Genomic DNA, 18,576 nt, shown 5'->3' on the forward strand with positions numbered 1-18,576 from the left:
TCTGAGGATTGCCGGTGCTGCAGGGTGACTCTTCCTGCGTTTTTGCGGGAATGTTCGGGGGGGAAGGCCGGGGACAGCGGTGGCTTAGTTGCTGAATCTGAGGGAATTACCGGGCGTCTTTCCGGACATCCGGTGACGCGATCGGGTCGGGGAATGTCCGGAGGTTTGGGTGGGATGTTGGGAGAGGGCAGGTGAGATGGGCGACTATTCTCAACTGATGTCGGTTCGGAACGGAGCCACGAAGGACGCGAACGGAGCCACGAAGGACGCCGACCACGCAAGGCGAGATATCAGCGATGAGAGGTCAATGGGATAACCGGGGTCGAGCCGCCTCGGTTGCTCCAAATGATGTTTTTGCGTTTTGCTTCGCGCGCTTCGTTCGCTCGGGCTCAGCAGAAATTCTGCGACAATCTTAGAATGATTCCGCCGACCTTGGACGGGTGATTCCGGTCGGAAATCTCAGATTGACGCGTCGTAATCGTCGGCGGAGAGGAGGGTGTCGAGTTCGGAAGGATCGGAAAGTTTGAGTTTGATCAGCCAGCCTTCTCCGAAGGCGGATTGGTTGACCTTTTCGGGACTGGAATCGAGTTCTTCGTTGACCGCGATCACTTCTCCGCCGACCGGGGCGTAGAGGTCGGAGGCGGCTTTGACCGATTCGACGACGCCGAATGAGTCGCCTTTTTGGAAGGTGTCCCCGACCGTGGGCAGTTCCACGAAGGTGATGTCGCCCAAGCTATTCTGGGCGTAGTCGGAAATGCCGATCGTGGCGGTGGAATCGTCTTCCATCCGGATCCATTCGTGGGACTTGGCGTATTTCAGATCTTTCGGTGTGCTCATAGTTGGAAAATAACGGTGTTAGTCGCGGCGGTAAAACGGAGGTGTGACAAGTTCCAATGCCTGGCTCTTGCCGCGGATGTCGACGGAGAGGGGGAGGTCGAGGGCGGCGGAATCGATCAAGGCGGAGCCGATGGCTTCGTTGAGCATGGGGGAAAGGGTGCCGGAGAGGACGATTCCGGCCGGGTGGCCGTCGGCGAGGAGGGCGGTTTCGGCGCGGACGATCCGGCGGTTGCCGGTCTTGAAGTAGACGACCTGTTGGTCCATTCCGTGGTCCTTTTGTTTTTGGAGCGCGGCACGGCCGATGAAATCGGGTTTCTTCCATTTTACCGTCCAGCCGAGTCCGGCTTGGAGGGGAGAAATGGTGTCACTCAGTTCGTGGCCGTAGAGCGGGAAGCCGGCTTCCAGCCGGAGGCTGTCGCGGGCGCCGAGTCCGGCCGGGAGAAGGCCGTGCGGCGAACCGTTTTCCAAAAGGGTTTCGGCCACTGTTTCGGCGGCGGCGGCGGGCAGGAAAAGTTCGAAACCGTCTTCGCCGGTGTAGCCGGTGCGGCTGATGATGGTCGGGGTGCCGGCCAATTCGCCTTCGGCGAAGGTGTAATTACGGAGCGAGTCGAGAGGGAATGCGGTCAGGGGTTGAAGGATCGCAGCGGCCCGCGGGCCTTGCAGGGCCAGGAGGGCGTATTCGGGGGAGCGATCTTCGATGGTGCAGGAAAAGGGGGTCGCTTGTCCTTGGATCCACTGCAGATCCTTTTCAATGTTGGCAGCGTTGACGCAAAGGAGAAATCGGTCGGCAGAACGTTTGTAGACCAAGAGGTCATCGACGACCCCTCCGTCGGGCCGGCACATCGGGGAATAAACCGCTTTTCCGGCGGGGTGTCCGGCTATGCGGTTTGTCAGGAGGTGGTCGAGGAACGCTTCCGCCTGGTCGCCTTCGACGGTGAATTCCCCCATGTGGCTGACGTCGAATAGTCCGGCGGCGGTCCGGACGGCCCGGTGTTCTTCGAGGATGCCGGAATATTGAACCGGCATTTCCCAGCCGCCGAAGTCGACGAACCGGGCGCCGTGTCGTTGATGGAAGGCGTAAAGTGGAGTCTTTTTCACGGAAAGGTGGTCGCAGGTGTCGGTGCTGATCGCCCGGATCGCTGGAGGGCGGAAAAACAAAGCCGCGCACCCGGGGACCGGGAACGCGGCGAAAGTGAACCGTCGTTTGGTCCGGCGGCGTCGGTTAGTCCCGGTAAACCTCGAGGAGGCGGGAGAGGATGTAACGGTGTTCGGCGGCGTTGATTTCCCCTCGTTCCAATTGCTGGTCGATTTGGAGGACGCGGTCCGCGAGGTCATCGATCGGGTCTTCCGCGCGTTCCGCCGGGAGAATGGTCGGATCGAGTCTCACCGAAACCTCGGCGGGTTCGAGGGCCATGTGGGCGCCTACCCGTTCGTCGATGCCGAAGCGGATATAGCGCTCGGCCACATCGCCGCGGACGGTCCGGAGGACCACGGTCTCCGGCGCGAAACCTTCCCGCTGCACGGTGATCTCATGGGAGCGGCTGCGGGAGAGATTGGCTCGCAACGGGGTCACGCCGATTTCTTCGCCGTTCGCCACGACGGTGGCTCCCGCGGGCTGGGAGGTGATTTCGACCCGTTGGTTTGGACCGTGGGTGACGGTGGCGCAACCGGAGACGAAAAGAGCGGCGAGGACGGCTAGAGAGGAGAGCCGGTTTATTTTTTTCATACGACGATAGTTAGGTTCAAAATATAATGCGCGAGATGAAGGTTTTGGCCTTCGCGACACGATAACTCGATGATTAATGGGGCGGGCGGCGAAACCGTCAAGGTTAGAAATAAAAAGTGGCGTATTGGCGGATTGGGTCGTGGACCGCGGTGGGAATTCACTGGAAACGGTCGGGGGTGCGGAGGGGGTAAACGGCGCTTGTTTTTTGGGCGAGGCTTTCGTAGGGTGGCGGTTTCTGTTATCTTGTCATTTGCGGCCATGGCTTGAGGGCGGGCTTCCGGGATCGGTTTTCCGGCGGCTCGGCGGATGTCGGGGTCGCCATTCATGAACGAATATCTTCCTTTAATCCTGGCCATTTTGTTTACGCTCGGAGTTTCCGGCATCTGCTCCGTGATGGAGGCGGCGATTTTGAGCACGACCACCGCCGAGGTTGAGGGGCTGAAAAAGGCCTCGCCGAGGAAGGGGCTCATGTTGGAGCGCTTCAAGTTGAGGATCGAGGAAACGATTTCCACCATCCTCACTCTCAACACCATCGCCAACACGGTAGGGGCGACCTTGGTGGGCGGATTGGCCATGCAATTGTTCGGCAGCCATTGGTTGGCGGTGATTTCCGGAGCCCTGAGTCTGGCGATCCTGATATTTTCGGAGATCATCCCGAAGAACGCCGGGGTGCTTTACCGGGTCCAGATCCATCCGTTCATGGTGTTTCCCCTGCAGGCGATGGTTTCGGTGCTTCGTCCGCTCACCGCGGTTTCCAACCTCCTGGTCTGGAGTCTCCTGGGACGGAAACCGGTCGAGGGGGATTCCGATCAGGAAATCCTGTTGTTGGCGGAAAAAGGAGCGAAGGACGGACGTTTGTCCCAGAATGAAATGGACATGATCTCCAATGCCCTGAGTTTGGATGACATCCGGGTGAGCGAGATCATGACGCCCCGGACGGTGGTCACGGCGTTGGACGAGAAGCTGACGGTCGGGGAGGTTTTCCGCAAATATCCGAATATTCCGTTCGGGCGGATGCCGGTTTACTCGGAGAGCATCGACGAGATCGTCGGGTTGGTCCGCCGCCGGGACCTGTTGCAAACGATGGCCCATGGTCATGAGAACCGCTTGGTGCGCGATCTCCGGCAGGAGGTTCATTTTATCCCGGAAACGGTCACGGCGGCCGCGGCGTTGCAGATTTTCCTGAAAACCCATCAACAGTTGGCCGTGGTGGTGGACGAGTTCGGCTCGGTCGCGGGAGTGTTGACGATGGAAGACATCATGGAGCACATCATCGGGCGGGAGATCTTCGAGAAGGACGATTTGGCGATCGACATGCGGGAGTTGGCCCGGGCGCGCCATCTGATGGCGAAGAAGCGGCAGCAGGTCAAACAAAACGAACCGTCGATTTCCTCTTCCTGAGATGGCTTTCTCCGTCCTAGCCCATTGGGTCCATGATCTGGACCCGTTCCTGATTCGTTTCGGCGAAACCTTCGGAATCCGTTACTACGGATTGGCCTACGTGCTTGGATTCGTGGTCGCTTACCTGCTGCTTTCGTTGTATCATAAGAAAGACCGTTCGCCGCTGAATCCTGACCAGCTTGGCAACGCCTTTTTCGCGGTCATTATCGGGGTGATGGCCGGCGGGCGGATCGGGTATTTTCTGTTTTATGATTTCGGAGCGTTGCGGGCGAATCCGTTGAATCTGGTGCGGGTCTGGGAAGGGGGGATGGCGAGCCATGGGGCCTTTATCGGGGTCGCCCTGGCGATCCTGTGGGTGGCGCGGAGGGAGCAGATCGCGGTTTTCCGGTTCTCGGACCTTCTGGTGACGGTGGCGCCTGCCGGCATATTTTTCGGGCGGGTGGCGAATTTCATCAACGGTGAGCTTTACGGGCGGATTGCGACGGTTCCTTGGGCGGTCCGTTTTCCGCAGAGCGTCCCGCCGGGGACCCCGGTTGAGAACATCCCGGCGAGACATCCCTCGCAACTTTATGAGGCGGCGCTCGAAGGTTTGGTGTTGTTCGTTTATCTCCAGCTCCGTTTTTGGAAAAGCCGGGCGCCGTTGCGGCGGGGGCAGTTGACCGGGGAGTTTTTGTTGGGTTATGCGGTGGCCCGAATTCTATGCGAGATGTATCGGCAACCGGATGCCGCCCTGATCCTCGGCATGAGCCGGGGGACTTTCTTTTCGATCTTTCTTGGGGTGGCCGGAGTCGGGTTCTTGATTTACGCCCGGAGGCAACCTCCGGCGGAGTCCCGCCGTTAGCGCGCTCTTCTCTCAAGCTTCCTGTTCAAGCGGGTTGGGTGGCGATCCGATTTTCGCGCGAAGCGCTTTGGAGTGCTGGTGCGTCCTCGCACCGCTTTCGAACGGCCAACGATGGCCGCGCGCTCGACAGCCTTACGAGGGGCCGGAGCTCTTCCTTACGCTCGAAAGCTCCGCGGGGACGCGGAGCACTCCAAAGAGGCTCCGCCTCGGAACCAAGTTTCGCATTTCTGAAGCTTCCTGTTCAAGCGGGTTGGGTGGCGATCCGGTTTTCGCGCGAAGCGCTTTGGAGTGCTGGTGCGTCCTCGCACCGCTTTCGAACGGCCCACGATGGCCGCGCGCTCGACAGCCTTACGAGGGGCCGGAGCTCTTCCGTACGCTCGAAAGCTCCGCGGGGACGCGGAGCACTCCAAAGAGGCTTCGCCTCGGAAACCAAGTTTCGCTTTTCTGAGCTTTCTGTTCAAGCGGGTTGGGTGGCGATCCGGTTTTCGCGCGAAGCGCTTTGGAGTGCTGGCGTCCTCGCACCGCTTTCGGAATGGTCGGCGACAGTCGCACGCCCGGCAGCCATTCGACGGCCGGAGGTCGTCCGCATGCTCGCATGAATGTCTGACAGTGCGAAGCTCGCCTGCGAAAGGGGGACGAATTTTAGCTGGCGATTCGACACATTTGAAGATACGGTTGGTCAACCTCAAACCAACTTTGATTTATGGAACCAATAAACAACACACAAGCAATCGCCGCCCCCCTTTACGCCGCCAAAGGATGGATGAAATTTCTCGGCGTCCTGAGTATAATCTGGGGCGTCATCACCGCTCTCTCCATTATCGGTCTGCTGATCGCCTGGCTGCCGATCTGGATCGGCGTGCTTCTCTTTCAGTCGGCCTCGGCCGTGGAGCGGGCCTACAACACTTCCGACGAGGAGAGTTTGATCACTTCGCTCGGCAAGCTTCGGACCTATTTCACCATCGCCGGTGTGCTGGCGTTGCTCAGTTTGGCGTTCGCCGTCTTCGGGATGTTCATGGGGGGACTGGCCGGGTTCGCCGGTTTCAACATGGAAGGAATGTAAGCAGCATCCCCTCATTCGTTTTTTCTCTCCATCTCTCAAACCGTAACCTTCGTTCTCTCGTTCCTTCATGAAACAAATATTCAATCGACTCCTCTCCACGGGCAATGCCCTCGCTTATCTCCCGATCCGTTTGGTGGCCGGTCTGACGCTGGCGGCGCACGGCGCGCAAAAGTTGTTCGGATGGTTCGGCGGGCATGGATTGAGTGGGACCGCGGGCTTCTTCCAAGAGCATCTCAACCTCAGCCCGGGAATGTTCTGGGCGCTCTGCGCGGGCGGCGCCGAATTCTTCGGGGGCCTGATGTTGGCGGTTGGATTCCTCACCCGGCTCGGCGCCCTCTTGACCGGGATCACGATGGCGGTGGCGATTATGCTGGTGCATCCGCACGCTTTCTTCGCCAGCGACAATGGGATGGAGTTTCCGCTGGTGTTGTTGGCGGTATCGGTGACCCTGTTGATTTCGGGCGGGGGCGGGGCTTCGGTCGATCGTTTGATGGTCTTGAAACAACGAGCGGACTCCCACCGCGGCTGAGTTTGACGGAGGGATAACCGCTCGGGAACCCGGGCTGTTTTTGGTCCCCCGCCTTTGAAACCGACCCGAGGATGGGATACGGTGTGGCATGGCGCGGGATTTTTTCCTTCTAATGGCGGGTCTGGTGTTCGCCCTCGTCTCGATTCGGGTGAACCGGTTCGACCTGTTGCCGGATATTATCGGATTTGGATTGATCGCCTACAGTAGCCATGGGTTGAGCCAGTATGCCCAACGCTTTGGGCTGGTGCGGAATCTGGCCGTGTTCGCCGGCCTCTTCGCAGCGGTGACGTGGGTGATTCCCGCGGCGGCGGCGCCGGGATTGTTTTTGTTCGGACTGATCCTGACGATTGTCGTCGTCTGGTTTCTTTTGGGGGCGGTGGTGAGATACGTCGAAGAGCGCGACCGTCCCGATCTTGCCGGGCATGCGGTGTTGTATCGACGGATTTACGTCGGGATCGCGAGCGCCGCATTTCTCATTCATTGGGCGGCGGTTTTTCGCCCTGAAGCGGCGGCCGATTTCGTGGTTTTGATGGCGATCGCGACCTTGGTCATCCTCGGATTTATCCTGCGGTTGTTTTACGTCGTGGCGCAGGACGTTGCGGTCGACGCCGGGACGGTGCTGTGACGCGGGGAGGGATTGGAAATGGCGGCTAAGGCAACCAATCCGGCCGAATACCACGATGGAACGTCGTCGGGCCGGGGGACGGCGTTTGTCATCAACGCCCAGAGCGGACCCGGTGGAGAGACCGGAGATGTAGCCTCGGTGGAAAACGGATGGCGGACCCGGTTGGAGCAGGCTGGATTCGACGGACCGGTCAAACTCGTTTCCGGGAAAGACGTTGCTGGGGAGGTCGAGCGGTTCGCCGACGCCGGTTTTAGATGCGTTGTGGTCGGCGGCGGAGATGGGACGGTCGGCACGGCGGCGGAGATCGTCTCCCGTCGCGGCTTGGTGCTCGGGGTTTTGCCGCTCGGCACCCGCAACCACTTCGCCCGGGATCTTGCAATGCCCCTGGATTTGCCGGCCGCGTTGGAGTGGCTCTCCCGGGCTGTGGTCGAGCGGGTCGACCTGGGGGAGGTGAACGGTCGTCTGTTCATTAACAACGCCTCGCTCGGACTCTACGCCCGGATGGTGCGGGAGCGGAAACGGGGTAGGGCCCGGTCTCGCCTGCTTCGCAACCTGGCGTCGGTGGTCGCGGTTTTCCGGACGCTGGTCCACTTTCGTCTGCTGCGGTTGAAGATCGTGGTCCGAGGGATGACTCTCTGGCGACTGACCCCGTTTCTCTTCGTCGGGAACAACGCTTATTCGGGCGAACTCGGGCTTGATCCGACGCGCCCCTCGTTGAGCGAGGGAAAACTCTGGGTCTGCGCGGCCTCCGCGGGGGGAGTTGGGGACTTGATTAAAATCGCGTGGCGGGCCTGGCGAAATCATTTGGACCGCATCGAACATCTGAATACGGAAACCATGGAGGAGTTAATGGTGGGGATCGGGCAGGAACAGTTGTGGGTTGCGGTCGATGGCGAACTCCGCCGGTTCGAGGCTCCCCTCCGTTTTAGAAGTCGGCCGTTGGCGTTGAAGGTTCTTGTTGGCAGGGGCGTGGAGGGTTAATATCGAGTGCGATGACGGTCGGCAACAAAAGAAAGGTCGGGTGAAAACCATCGCTCATATTTCGGATATCCATTTCGGGCGGGAGGATCCGGTCGTAGCCGAGGCGCTGGTGAGCGAGCTTCGGGGAATTGCGCCGGACCTGGTCATCAACTCCGGCGATTTCACCCAGCGGGCTCGGCGGAGGCAATTCCGGCGGGCCGCCGCTTACATGGAACGTTTGCCTCTTCCCCAAATCTGCGTTCCCGGAAACCACGACATTCCGCTTTACGATGTCTTCCGGCGATTCGTCCGGCCGCTCCACCGTTATCGGGAGCACATCGCCGCCGATTTGTTTCCCCGCTACGTCGACCGGGAAATCGCGGTGGCGGGCTTGAACACGGCCCGGTCGTTGACCTGGAAGAACGGTCGGATCTCCCTGGGGCAGATCGACCGATTGCGCGAGTTTCTCGCCGATGTTCCCCGACATGTATTCAAAATCGTGATCACCCATCACCCGTTCATTCCGCCGCCGGGGGTGAGTGAGGGCTCCGTGGCGCTGGTCGGCCGGGCTGCCCGTGCTCTGGAGGTCCTGGAGCAAGGGGAAGTGGATCTGTTGCTGGCGGGCCATTTGCATCATGGATACACCGGGGATGTGCGCACCGTGCATCCGGGAACCCGCCGATCGATTGTAGTGGCGCAGGCCGGGACGGCGATCTCTCACCGGGTCCGCAACGAGCCCAATGCCTACAACCACATCACGGTGGACAGGGACCAAATGATCGTCCGGGTGCGGGTATGGATGGAGGGCGGATTCCGTGATCGGTCCCGGATCCGTTATCGCCGCGGGACGAGCGGATGGCAGCCTCAAGAGGAGGAGGCCGCATGAACGTTCAACCGGCGGAAGTCTCCGGAGTCTTGAATGAAATGCCCGCTTTGCTGTGGGTGACGGGAGCGGACGGGGCGTGCCAATTTGTGAACCGTCGCTGGACCGAATTCACCGGACAGGATTTGGCTGAGGCTTTGGGCGGGAAATGGCTGGACTCCGTGCATGAGGAGGATCGGGGATTGTTCTCGGGGATTCTTCACCCGACGGGGCAACCATGCGATCCATTTGTATTCGAATGCCGGATGCGGAAGGCGGATGGTGGGTTCTTTCGCGTTCGTCATTCGGTGGCGCCGCGGTTGGATTCGGACGGGAAATGCGCCGGTTTTGTCGGCGTCGTCACCGGGCGGTTGGATCCGCCGGCGCCGGAAGCTCTCACCGCGGTTTCGGAGGAGCGCTACCGGGGACTTTTGCAGTCGATCGACGAAGGGTTTTGCGTGATCCAACTGATCTTCGATCCAGCCGACCGGCCGATCGATTACCGCTGGTTGGAGACAAACTCGAGTTTCGAGCAACAGACCGGGCTGGGCCAAGTCGTCGGGAAGCGGGTGCGGGAAGTGGTCCCCAACCTCGACGAAAGTTGGTTCCAAATCTACGGCAAGGTCGCTCTGACCGGGGAATCGATCCGATTCGAAAATCATGCTTCGGCGCTGAACCGGTGGTTCAATGTATTTGCCTTTCGCGTCGGTGCGGTGGAGGACCGGCAGGTGGCGCTCCTGTTCGACGATATCACCGAACGGAAGATCCGGGAGAAAAACGCGGTGTTCTTTGCGGAGATCGGAGAGATTTTCGCGCGGGTTTCCGGATACGACGAAATCATGGCGATGGTCGGGGAGAAATTATGCCAGCATCTCGACTCCACCAGCGCCGCTTTCGGGGAAATCGACGAAACCGGGAATTACGGAACCGTCTTCCATGAACGGCGGGTGGAAGGAATCCCTTCGCTTTCCGGCGTTCATTATTTGCCCGACTTCATGAGCGAGGAGTTTCTCCGGGATCTTCGTGCCGGTAAGACGATCGCCGTTTCCGACGTGGCGACCGATCCGCGGACGGCGGCGCTCAGCGAAGCGTATCGGCAATTCCGGGTGTTCGCTCAGATTCAAGCTCCGCACGTCAGCGATGGCCGATGGAAATTCATGTTGGGGGTCTATTGCGACCATCCCCGGGAATGGCATCCGAGTGAAGTCGATCTGGCGCGGGAATTGTCGGCCCGGGTTTGGCTGCGGTTGGAGCGGGCTCGGGTAGAGGAGGAGTTGAGGGAGAGTGAGCGCCAGGCGCGGGCCTTTTTCGAAGGGTCCGGGGTCGGGGCGGCCCAGGTCGCTCCGGACAAGAGGTTCATGCGGGTCAATGACCGGTTTTGCGAGATCACCGGTTTTTCCCGCAAGGAATTGGTCACCATGACCCCGTTCGATCTTGATCATCCCGAGGAGCGGGCGGCCGACGCCGTTCGTATTCAAAAAATGGTGTCGGATCCCGATTTTATTTACGACGTGGAAAAACGCTACGTTCGCAAGGATGGGAGGATCATTTGGGTGCATGTCAATTCCCGGACAATTCGAGGGGCCGACGGGGAGATCTTATATGCGGCGTCTGTCATCTACGACGTCACCGCTCGTAAGACCGCCGAATCCGCTTTGCGGGAGAGTGAAAACAATTTGCGGGAACTGAGTCGGTCGTTGGAGCAGCGGGTGGCGGATCGGACGGTCGAGTTGGAAGACCTGGCCACTCGCCTGCGCCGGATGGCGGTCGCTCTCGCCACCGCTGAACAACGGGAACGAAAGCGGCTCGCGGCCTTGCTGCACGACGATTTGCAGCAATTGCTGGTGGCGGCGACCATGCATTTGAACAAGACGACCCGGCGCATGCAGAACCCGTTCGAGCGGCAGGCGGTGGAGCAGGCCGCACGGTGGATCGCCGAAGCGACCACGGCGGCGCGGACCTTGACCCACCAGTTGCGGCCTCCCGCATTGTATGAGGGAGGATTGGTCGACGCCCTGGTCGGAGTGGCTCAGGAAATGGAGAAGCGTCATGGCATTTCCGTGAACATCGAAACGACCGATCTGGTGGTGAAGGCGAGCGACGACATCAACGCCATTCTGTTCGAGGCGGTCCGGGAGCTTCTATTTAACGCCGCCAAACACTCTCAGGCCAAGCGGGCCGCGGTCCGACTTCGCGAGGAGGGAGGGTGGCTTCATGTGTTGGTCGAGGATCGGGGGAAAGGATTCGATCCCGCGCAGACGGTTTCCAACCGGACCGAGGGTGGGTTTGGTCTGTTCAGCATCCGGGAGCGACTGGTGGCATTGGGGGGGCAGTTCAGCGTGGTCTCTTCGCCGGGCGATGGCACGCGGATTGAGCTGCGCATTCCGTTGGGTGTTGTGGCGGGTCAGGAAGGGGGATTGGCCGACGGCGAGAGCCATGAAGAGGAGTCGCTGGCGTCGCCGGCGCAGACGGCGGACGGGGCCGGACGTATCCGGATTCTGGTGGTGGACGACCATGCGATGGTCCGACAGGGGTTGGCGACATTGGTTTCCGAGGACGACCGGTTGGCGGTGGTGGGAGAAGCGGCGGACGGATTGGGAGCGATTGAAGCGGCGGAGCGTTTCCGGCCCGATGCGATGTTGATCGACGTCAACATGCCCCGGATGAACGGCATTGAAGCGACCCGGGAGATCCACCGCCGTTGGCCGATGATCCGGATCATCGGATTGTCGGTCCAGGACGACGAAACGACCGCCGCTGCGATGCGGAATGCGGGTGCCTCCGCTTTTCTTTCCAAAGGAGGCGATTCCTGCCGCCTGATCCAAACGATTGTCGACTTGGCGGGTGGCGATTGAAATTCTCCGGGATGCGGGTCGGAGAGTGAGCCGGTCTTTGCGCGGAGCGCTTTAAGGCGGCTCCGCCTCGACAGCCAGGTTTCAGAACCGTCGCCGCAGCCCCAAACCGATAAAATTGGTAGCCCGGGCGTCGCCGATCGTCCCATAGCCATCCGAGCGATGATGGATTCGGCCGAACAAACTCCAATCGGGGTGGCGCGGATGCGTGACCTCCAAATCGATTAGCAGATAGACGAGGAAACGGTCCGGCGGCCGTCCCTCCCTGAATTCGAGCGGCGGACGTTCGAAAGCATAAGAGAATCCGAATCCGAATCCGATCGAAGTCGGGAGGAATTCGTTCCAGGGGAACCGAAGCCAGCGGGTGGTCAGGAGGGCGTTGATTTCCTGATGGCTTTGTTGCCCCCAATGTTGGCCGAACTGTGCTTCGCCGTCCATCCGGATCGAGGGCGTCAACATTCGCAATTCCCGGGTGACGCCGACGACCCCGACCCAGGATGAACGCAAGTCGGTGTCGAAGCGGGCGACGTTCAGGAAGGCCGTGTCGGTGTATTGCCCGACATAGGCGAAAACGCTGACCCGGTTCGGGAAGAGATTCGAACGGACTTCCGTTTCGGAGAGTTCGTCCGGGTCGCAGAAGCCGACTCCGGCGGCCGCCATCAGCCAAAAAACGGCAACTTCCTGCTGCCACCATCGATGGAGTTTCATAGAGGAAATCTAATCCGGAACGCGGGTTTTCGCCTCTCCATTTGGCGCTGGCTTCCGCAGTAGCGAAAAACCGGGCGATTTTACGCCATTGGGAGGGATGGCATCCTGCCGTCTGCCGTCGACGCCGGTTCAGAAAAAGGCCAGCTGGGAGACACCCCCCGGTTTGCCCCTGCAACCCGCATGAGCAGTGAAGTTTCATCAGGGCCAGGAGGTTTTAAGATTTCTCTGGCCAAATTCCTGGAATTTGCCAACTCTTTCCGTGGCCGTGTTTCCGGACACGGCTGTGTTTTTTTCCTGAACCGTTATGAAAAGTCTCGATCAAAAACTGGCCGACATTCATGCCGATCCGAGCGGCTCGAAGGCATTTATCATCGCCGACGCGAAAGATGCCGACATGGCGTTCGGAGTCGCCGCCCCCGGGCCCCATCGCGGAGCCTGCCAACATGGGTTCAACGAGTCGGAAGGCTGTTGGAAAACGCTGGAAGATTATCGCCAGCAGATCCGCGAGGTGATCCGGCAAGGTTTGGTCGACATCGTGTTGATGTCGGCCTCGAACGTCGAGCAGCTGGCGATCCGCGAGCAATTGTTTGCCGGGTCGAAAATCACCCCGGCGGCGCGCGCCAACGACACCACCGACGTCTGGGCGGTCCGCGGCGGGCGTTACCCGACCAAGTTTCCTTCCCGGGCTTTCCGCACCGCGACGCTCGACCACATCAAATACGGGGTCTTGGAGGAGGATCATAGCAAGCCGTTCACGGGCGCCGACCTCGGGCTTTATTCGATCACGTTTACCAACGACATCGATTGGGATTACCGGGCGCTCGAAGCGTTCCACGCCTTCCGGATCGAGGCGGAGAAAAAGCGTTTCCGTTACTTCCTGGAGGTTTTCAATCCCAACGTCGATCCGGGCATCCCGGACAAGAAGGTCGGCGCGTTTCTCAACGACCATATCGTCCGCTGTCTCGCCGGGGTCACCCAAGCCGGACGCCCGGTGTTTTTGAAAATTCCCTACAACGGCCCGGGGCCGCTGGAGGAGCTTGTTTCCTACGATCCGCACCTGGTGGTCGGTATTCTCGGCGGCAGCGCCGGGACCACAATGGACGCCTTCCAGCTGATTGCCGACGCCCAGAAATACGGGGCGCGGGTGGCGTTGTTCGGACGGAAAATCAACCTGTCGGAGCACCCGCTCGCCTTCATCGAATTCCTGAAGCGGATCGTCGACGGCGAGGTCAACCCCGCCGAAGCGGTGAAGGCCTACCACGGCGTCCTGCAACAGCTCGGCATCAAACCCGCCCGTCCGCTCAACCAGGACCTGCAAACCTCAATGACCCGTAAGAGCTACGGCGGTTGATTCCGGGGAAAGAATTAAACCGCAGATGGGCGCGGATAGGCGCAGATGAAAGAGTAGCTCACGCTTCCAGCGTGAAGGGACGGGGAAGTTTGGGGGGAAGGCAGCGGGATGTTTCCCGCTGCCTTTTCGCGTTTTGGTTTACACCATTTCCGCTTCAGGTTCGGGGGCTGCCCGGTTGGCGGCGGCTTTTTTCGGGCCCTGGCGTTGGGCGGCGGTTTTGCCGCTGCATTAGGGCACGGTTCACAGCCGTGCCCCGCCTTTTTTCCAGCGGGCGTATTCTTTATGAAGCTGGAGGTTGAAAAAGCTGGTGGCTGCGTCGCGGAGCGACTGGTTTGAGAAAGTCGCGAGCGCGGAACGGGTTTGGTGGCGGAGGTCGGTGACGGTCGGCATGAGGCTAAGAAAGGACCATCAAGCTCTTAGGGAAATTCATAAAGGTGGCCGTGGCAGGGGCGGCTGGCAGCAGCTCGCCCCTGGATTTTCGCGATAGACGGAGGTCATGCAATTAGATTGACTGGTTTGAGGCCAAACAACGGCGCGGCGGCGAGGAAATGGCGGTCGTTCGAAAAAACTTCGGTGTGGCCGTATTCCGAGGCGCATGCGAGGTGGAGGGCGTCGGCACCCCGGAGGAAGGCTGTCGCGGGAGCCTGGTGAAAGACGCTTTCCAGACGGCGCTGGATGGGTTCGGCCAGAGGGAGCCATTCGAAAAGGCCTTGTTCTCTGTCGCTGATAAACTGCTCCATCGCGGCATGAAATTCCGACCGTTTGAATCGCTTCTCCCGGAAGGCCCGGTGGAGCGCGGCCGCGACTTCGGCTTGGGCATGCCAGGCGGAGACAAGGACCGAGGCGGCCCCGGCCCGCTCGCGCACCGCCTCGAATCCTTTGTCCTCCAGGTACAGGCGCACCAGGTAGCTGGTGTCGAAGAATGGCCGGTCAGCGGGCATCGCGATCCTCGGAGATCAGGGCGGTGATGTCGCGCGCGCCCGGCGGCGGGCGAAACGCCCCGGCCTTCGCGGCTTTCCGGAATGAGGGCAGCAGCTTGCGCCGCTCGCCGAAGGATTTCGGCTCGGCCCCGCCCGCGCTGGATGGTTCGAGCTCTCGCTGCAGGGCATGAATGACGATGTCCTTCAGGGATTTCTTCTGTTCGACGGCCCGGATCTTCGCCTTCCGGTAAAGGGGCTCGGGAATTTCGATCGTGGTCTTCATGAGGCAATCTTTCATCAATACGGATTTCCGTCAATCCGTCTTTCCGTCTGCGTGCGGAGGCAGGGGCTTCGTGGACCATTGCCCGGGCAGACCGGTTTTTGCTGGAGCTTGTTGGCCGTCATCGGTCAGGCGGAAAGGTTTTTTGTCGGTCCTGGCTGGATCGAGGGCATTAATGAAACGTGGCGCGCCGAAGAGGAAGCGGAGCTGCCCGATCTCGTCGAGTTCCGCCTTGAGTTCCTTGTAGGCGTAGATCGTGAAATAAGCGGAAACGATCGAGAGGTCGCAGCCGGAGCAGATCCTGGGGCGCAGGAAGTCGGCTACTTTCCCGCGGGGGTGGTTGTCTTTGAGGGCGGAACTGATGGCGGCGGTGGTCAACGGGTTGTAGAGTGAGTAAAACGGTGGAAAGTCCAGCGGCCCACGCGGGCTACTACGATGCCGGAAACCAACCGTGTCGAGAGCCTATTCGCGAGGTGAATTCTTGCTCGCGTGTGACGGATCGCGATTTAAGGGGGAGGGAATGTCAGGGGGAAGGCTCGGTGCTTCCGGGGGCTTTGTCCCGGGTCCGGTCGAGGACCGCGTCCATTAGGACGGGATTGAGCTCCATTTCTTTCTTGGCATTCTGCAGCAACTTCTCGTCGTGGTCTGTTCTGGGACCGTCCGAGGCTTGGAGGCGGGCGATGTAGGGTGCCACCTGCGATGCCAGGATAGAGTTGGCATGATCGATTCTGCCCTCCCGGATGTGGTGCAGGCAGGCCAGGGATACGGTGGCTAACAGGGTGTTCTCCCTCTGCATGTTGGCCACAAACAGGGCGGTCGCTTCGCGGGAACCCATTCCTGTTTGTTTCCGAAGGGCTTCCTCAAACGTATCTTCGCTCGCAACGCTATGAAGCAGCCAGCCGAGGGAGAATCCGATGAGAGCCCCGATGATTAGAGTGTGAACGGGTTTCATTACGCATTTCTACCACCGGGAACTTCGTCGTCGACTCCAAAGGGTGAGGGCGGGGAAGTGCGGCGAAGAATTGAACCGCAGATAGGCGCGGATAGGCGCGGATGAAAGAGTAGCTCACGCTTCCAGCGTGGAGGGACGGGGAAGTTTTGGGGGGAAGGCAGCGGGATGTTTCCCGCTGCCTTCTCGCGTTTTGGTTTACACCAGTTCCGCTTCGGGTTCGGGGGTGGTCCGGTTGGCGGCCCGGGTGGCGGCGGCTTTTTTCGGGCCCTGGCGTTGGGCGGTGGTTTTGCCGCTGCGGACCAGGACGCCGAGTTTTTCGAGCAGCTGGGGCCGGTCGCGCAAGGCGACCCGGGCGATCCGGAGATATTGGGCGGTCCAATCGGTCATGGCGGCGAGGGCGGCTTTCTGGTGTTGGGTGGCATCCTTCGCCGCCCCCCGGGCCCGTTCGAATTCATGGTAGGCCTGTTCGAAGGTGACGATTTTGGCCCGTTCGGCGGTGAGGCGCTCCTCCAAATACCCGAAGTCGGCCAGTTCCGCTTTCAACGGAGCGTTGTCGAACAGTTTGAACGCCTCCACCAGGAACGGGGAAATTTGCCGGGGCATCGGGCGGTTCAGTCCGATCGTCGCGAGCCGGGCCGGTGTTTTCCGGTAGATCGCCTTGGCGACTTCGGAAAGCCCCTGGTAGGCTTTGAACGCCTCCTTTTGGGCGTTGGCCAAGTGGGCCTTGGCCAGTTTCTGGGCTCCGTCGGCGACAGTGCGCGCATGGACGGCGGCTACCGCCGACTCATGGAGCGCCTTGGCGGCGGCCAGGTGTTCCGCGCCGTATCCAAACGGGCTGACAGCCGCCAGAATGGCGGGAACCTGGAGGGTATTGTCGATCGCCTTGGCTGCCCATGCAGCCGCGAACTGAAAAAAGCGGCTGGCAGCCGCTTCCACGTTCCGACTGGGCTGCCTGTTGACTCAAGCGTCGCTGTTCCTGGACTTGGCGTCCTGATTCGACGTCTGCTTCTGCGGCTTTTTTTCAAAGAAGGAAATTGTGGGGAGCATGATTCCGTCCCAAGGGCCGCGGGCGGTGTTGGCGCGGATGATTTCGCGGGCGATGCCGTAAAGGATAGAGGCTCCGTGCACGCGAACCGTTCTTTCCTCGTCTTCCGGCGAAACCTCCTTGCCTTTGTATTCAATAAGCCCCACCAGATGGATGCGAAACTCATAAGGAAAGTTTCGCCCGGGGCCGGCCTGCTGCTTGATGCTGAGGTCGATTTGCCAGACCGGATGGTCACCATTTTCTGACCGCTTGATTTGGGGTTCAACAGAGAACTCCTCAATCCTTGCTTCGACCTCCTTTTCCACGTCAAACGACAGGTTGGCTTTAACGGCCAAATCTGTCGCGAAATAGTGCAGGAGATTGATCGGCGCGGGCTTCATGACAAGAGGCGGTTCTCGGCTTCATCTTCGCTCTCCTCGCGCCGAAGGTCACAGGCGAAAAGGTGATCCATCGAGATCGGCTTTCTCGAAGACCGCTTACCGAAATCGACAGCGATTACTTTGCGACAATCCATTGTTTGTCGTCCGGCGGAGCGCAAATAGTCAACGGTGACCTCGCCATCGTAGAGAGCCCGCAACAGGAGGTTCTGGCTGCGGCTCGGGCGCTGTTTGCCAGTCTCCCACCGGGTCCAGGTCTTAGCGCCAATCTGGAGCAGTCGGCCAATCTCGGCCTGGGGCAACCCGAGGCGCTCCCGAAGCTCCTTCATCTCGTGGGGGAGCAGAAGCCCCATGTAGCGGGCGCGCGTATTGTCGATCGCCTCCTGTGCCTCCGGTGTCAGGAGCCATTCCTCCAAGTCTTCGTCCCATTCCATCGGAACGGAGATCCGGACAGTTTCCGCGATTCCTTCCCCGTTGGCCGCCGGGATGGCGACCTCGAACGGGCGTTCTTCAATTCGTGTTTCCTTCATATTTAGCTTTCGCAGGAAAGTTTCTCTTTCAGGGGGAGATGGGCGGAGAAGAGGACGACAAACTTTCGGTCGGTCCGAAGCAAAATCTTTCCATAGGTTTTTCTGCCTTTAAACGTAGAAAAATTCCCACGTCTCACCCGCCGGACGTTCCATCTCGATCCCGCAGCCCACCAGACCGGCCTGAGCGAGATGAAGGCGCAATGCATCGTAGAGTTCGTAAGGCCATGCTTCGAGAAAATCAGCTTGAAAGCGCTTGGCAAAATCCTCGGTCGAGCGGATAAGACGGGTGTCTCCGGTTGTCAGGATGGCGCAGACGTCGTGTCGCCAGGATTCTGGAATCGGTGCTAACGCCATTCGTAGGGTTTGTTTTTAAGCACTTCACTTAACCATAATGGTATCAATTGATACCCCGATCAAGCGGGTTTTGTTTTTTCTCGATCCCCGGCCTTTCACCTTGGTCAGCGAGACACGGGCAACCTGCCTGTTTTCCTTCTCGCGTATCCATTCCGCGCACTCGCGGGCGACCCGCTTTTGCTGGAGCTTGTTGACCACGGTCAGGCCGTCATCGGTCAGGCGGAAAGCTTTTTTGTCGGTCCTGGCTGGATCGAGGGCAGTAATGAAACGTGGCTCGCCGAAGAGGAAGCGGAGCTGCCCGATCTCGTCGAGTTCCGCCTTGAGTTCCTTGTAGGCGTAGATCGTGAACGAGAGGTCTTGAGG

General features: G+C 60.1%; 22 protein-coding genes. 9 read left to right on the forward strand and 13 right to left on the reverse strand.

Annotated elements, in window-relative coordinates; all coding sequences use genetic code 11:
• Positions 1-459 precede the first annotated feature (459 nt).
• The 3 genes from gcvH to ACWUI2_RS06985 form a co-directional block, all read right to left on the reverse strand.
• Positions 460-837, reverse strand: coding sequence for a glycine cleavage system protein GcvH (gcvH, locus tag ACWUI2_RS06975; RefSeq protein ID WP_486982135.1), 378 nt, complete (start codon positions 835-837; stop codon positions 460-462).
• An 18-nt stretch (positions 838-855) separates the two neighbouring features.
• On the reverse strand, positions 856-1,935 hold the full coding sequence (gene gcvT, locus ACWUI2_RS06980; protein ID WP_486982136.1) for a glycine cleavage system aminomethyltransferase GcvT: 1,080 nt from the start codon (positions 1,933-1,935) through the stop codon (positions 856-858).
• A 124-nt stretch (positions 1,936-2,059) separates the two neighbouring features.
• Positions 2,060-2,563 carry a PEGA domain-containing protein gene (locus ACWUI2_RS06985; protein WP_486982137.1) on the reverse strand — a complete coding sequence of 168 codons (504 nt, stop codon included), beginning with the start codon at positions 2,561-2,563 and terminating at the stop codon, positions 2,060-2,062.
• 324 nt (positions 2,564-2,887) lie between these two features.
• On the opposite strand from ACWUI2_RS06985, the gene ACWUI2_RS06990 reads away from it, so the two are divergent.
• The 8 genes from ACWUI2_RS06990 to ACWUI2_RS07025 all read left to right on the forward strand — a co-directional run bounded on the left by ACWUI2_RS06990 (position 2,888) and on the right by ACWUI2_RS07025 (position 11,699).
• Positions 2,888-3,964: a hemolysin family protein gene (locus ACWUI2_RS06990; RefSeq protein ID WP_486982138.1), complete on the forward strand. Its 1,077-nt coding sequence runs from the start codon at positions 2,888-2,890 to the stop codon at positions 3,962-3,964.
• A gap of 1 nt (position 3,965) precedes the next feature.
• A complete protein-coding gene (gene lgt, locus ACWUI2_RS06995; RefSeq protein ID WP_486982139.1) occupies positions 3,966-4,805 on the forward strand; it encodes a prolipoprotein diacylglyceryl transferase in 840 nt (279 codons plus the stop codon).
• A 703-nt stretch (positions 4,806-5,508) separates the two neighbouring features.
• Positions 5,509-5,868, forward strand: coding sequence for a DUF5362 domain-containing protein (locus ACWUI2_RS07000; protein ID WP_486982140.1), 360 nt, complete (start codon positions 5,509-5,511; stop codon positions 5,866-5,868).
• Between the two features lie 67 nt (positions 5,869-5,935).
• Positions 5,936-6,397, forward strand: coding sequence for a DoxX family protein (locus ACWUI2_RS07005; RefSeq protein ID WP_486982141.1), 462 nt, complete (start codon positions 5,936-5,938; stop codon positions 6,395-6,397).
• A gap of 88 nt (positions 6,398-6,485) precedes the next feature.
• Positions 6,486-7,022, forward strand: a complete 537-nt coding sequence (locus ACWUI2_RS07010; RefSeq protein ID WP_486982142.1) for a hypothetical protein — start codon at positions 6,486-6,488, stop codon at positions 7,020-7,022.
• An 18-nt stretch (positions 7,023-7,040) separates the two neighbouring features.
• Complete coding sequence (locus ACWUI2_RS07015; protein ID WP_486982143.1) at positions 7,041-8,003, forward strand: diacylglycerol/lipid kinase family protein; 963 nt, start codon at positions 7,041-7,043, stop codon at positions 8,001-8,003.
• A gap of 40 nt (positions 8,004-8,043) precedes the next feature.
• Positions 8,044-8,868 (forward strand): metallophosphoesterase family protein, encoded by an 825-nt coding sequence (locus ACWUI2_RS07020; protein ID WP_486982144.1) that lies wholly within the window; start codon positions 8,044-8,046, stop codon positions 8,866-8,868.
• Complete coding sequence (locus ACWUI2_RS07025; RefSeq protein WP_486982145.1) at positions 8,865-11,699, forward strand: PAS domain S-box protein; 2,835 nt, start codon at positions 8,865-8,867, stop codon at positions 11,697-11,699. Before ACWUI2_RS07020 ends, ACWUI2_RS07025 begins: the two co-directional genes overlap by 4 nt.
• A gap of 81 nt (positions 11,700-11,780) precedes the next feature.
• On the opposite strand, the gene ACWUI2_RS07030 is transcribed toward ACWUI2_RS07025, so the two are convergent.
• Positions 11,781-12,404: a hypothetical protein gene (locus tag ACWUI2_RS07030; protein ID WP_486982146.1), complete on the reverse strand. Its 624-nt coding sequence runs from the start codon at positions 12,402-12,404 to the stop codon at positions 11,781-11,783.
• A 304-nt stretch (positions 12,405-12,708) separates the two neighbouring features.
• Here ACWUI2_RS07030 and ACWUI2_RS07035 point away from each other — a divergent pair, with 304 nt between their 5' ends.
• Positions 12,709-13,755 carry a hypothetical protein gene (locus tag ACWUI2_RS07035; protein ID WP_486982147.1) on the forward strand — a complete coding sequence of 349 codons (1,047 nt, stop codon included), beginning with the start codon at positions 12,709-12,711 and terminating at the stop codon, positions 13,753-13,755.
• Between the two features lie 240 nt (positions 13,756-13,995).
• Here ACWUI2_RS07035 and ACWUI2_RS07040 read toward each other — a convergent pair whose 3' ends face one another.
• From ACWUI2_RS07040 to ACWUI2_RS07080, 9 genes are all read right to left on the reverse strand, one after another.
• A complete protein-coding gene (locus tag ACWUI2_RS07040) occupies positions 13,996-14,145 on the reverse strand; it encodes a hypothetical protein (protein ID WP_486982148.1) in 150 nt (49 codons plus the stop codon).
• 104 nt (positions 14,146-14,249) lie between these two features.
• Positions 14,250-14,696, reverse strand: coding sequence for a type II toxin-antitoxin system VapC family toxin (locus ACWUI2_RS07045; protein ID WP_486982149.1), 447 nt, complete (start codon positions 14,694-14,696; stop codon positions 14,250-14,252).
• Entirely contained in the window at positions 14,686-14,958 is a 273-nt protein-coding gene (locus tag ACWUI2_RS07050; protein ID WP_486982150.1) for a hypothetical protein, read from the reverse strand. Before ACWUI2_RS07050 ends, ACWUI2_RS07045 begins: the two co-directional genes overlap by 11 nt.
• A gap of 30 nt (positions 14,959-14,988) precedes the next feature.
• Complete coding sequence (locus tag ACWUI2_RS07055) at positions 14,989-15,333, reverse strand: hypothetical protein (protein ID WP_486982151.1); 345 nt, start codon at positions 15,331-15,333, stop codon at positions 14,989-14,991.
• 145 nt (positions 15,334-15,478) lie between these two features.
• Positions 15,479-15,907 carry a hypothetical protein gene (locus ACWUI2_RS07060; RefSeq protein ID WP_486982152.1) on the reverse strand — a complete coding sequence of 143 codons (429 nt, stop codon included), beginning with the start codon at positions 15,905-15,907 and terminating at the stop codon, positions 15,479-15,481.
• Between the two features lie 195 nt (positions 15,908-16,102).
• A complete protein-coding gene (locus ACWUI2_RS07065; protein ID WP_486982153.1) occupies positions 16,103-16,843 on the reverse strand; it encodes a PQLLE family protein in 741 nt (246 codons plus the stop codon).
• Positions 16,844-16,867: 24 nt separating this feature from the next.
• Positions 16,868-17,332, reverse strand: a complete 465-nt coding sequence (locus ACWUI2_RS07070; protein ID WP_486982154.1) for a hypothetical protein — start codon at positions 17,330-17,332, stop codon at positions 16,868-16,870.
• The gene (locus tag ACWUI2_RS07075) at positions 17,329-17,859 is read right to left on the reverse strand and encodes a helix-turn-helix domain-containing protein (protein ID WP_486982155.1); all 531 of its coding nucleotides are present in this window, start codon (positions 17,857-17,859) and stop codon (positions 17,329-17,331) included. Before ACWUI2_RS07075 ends, ACWUI2_RS07070 begins: the two co-directional genes overlap by 4 nt.
• 108 nt (positions 17,860-17,967) lie before the next feature.
• Positions 17,968-18,213 (reverse strand): hypothetical protein, encoded by a 246-nt coding sequence (locus ACWUI2_RS07080; RefSeq protein WP_486982156.1) that lies wholly within the window; start codon positions 18,211-18,213, stop codon positions 17,968-17,970.
• Between the last annotated feature and the right edge of the window lie 363 nt (positions 18,214-18,576).

Source organism: Verruconatronum alginivorum (assembly GCF_056590205.1).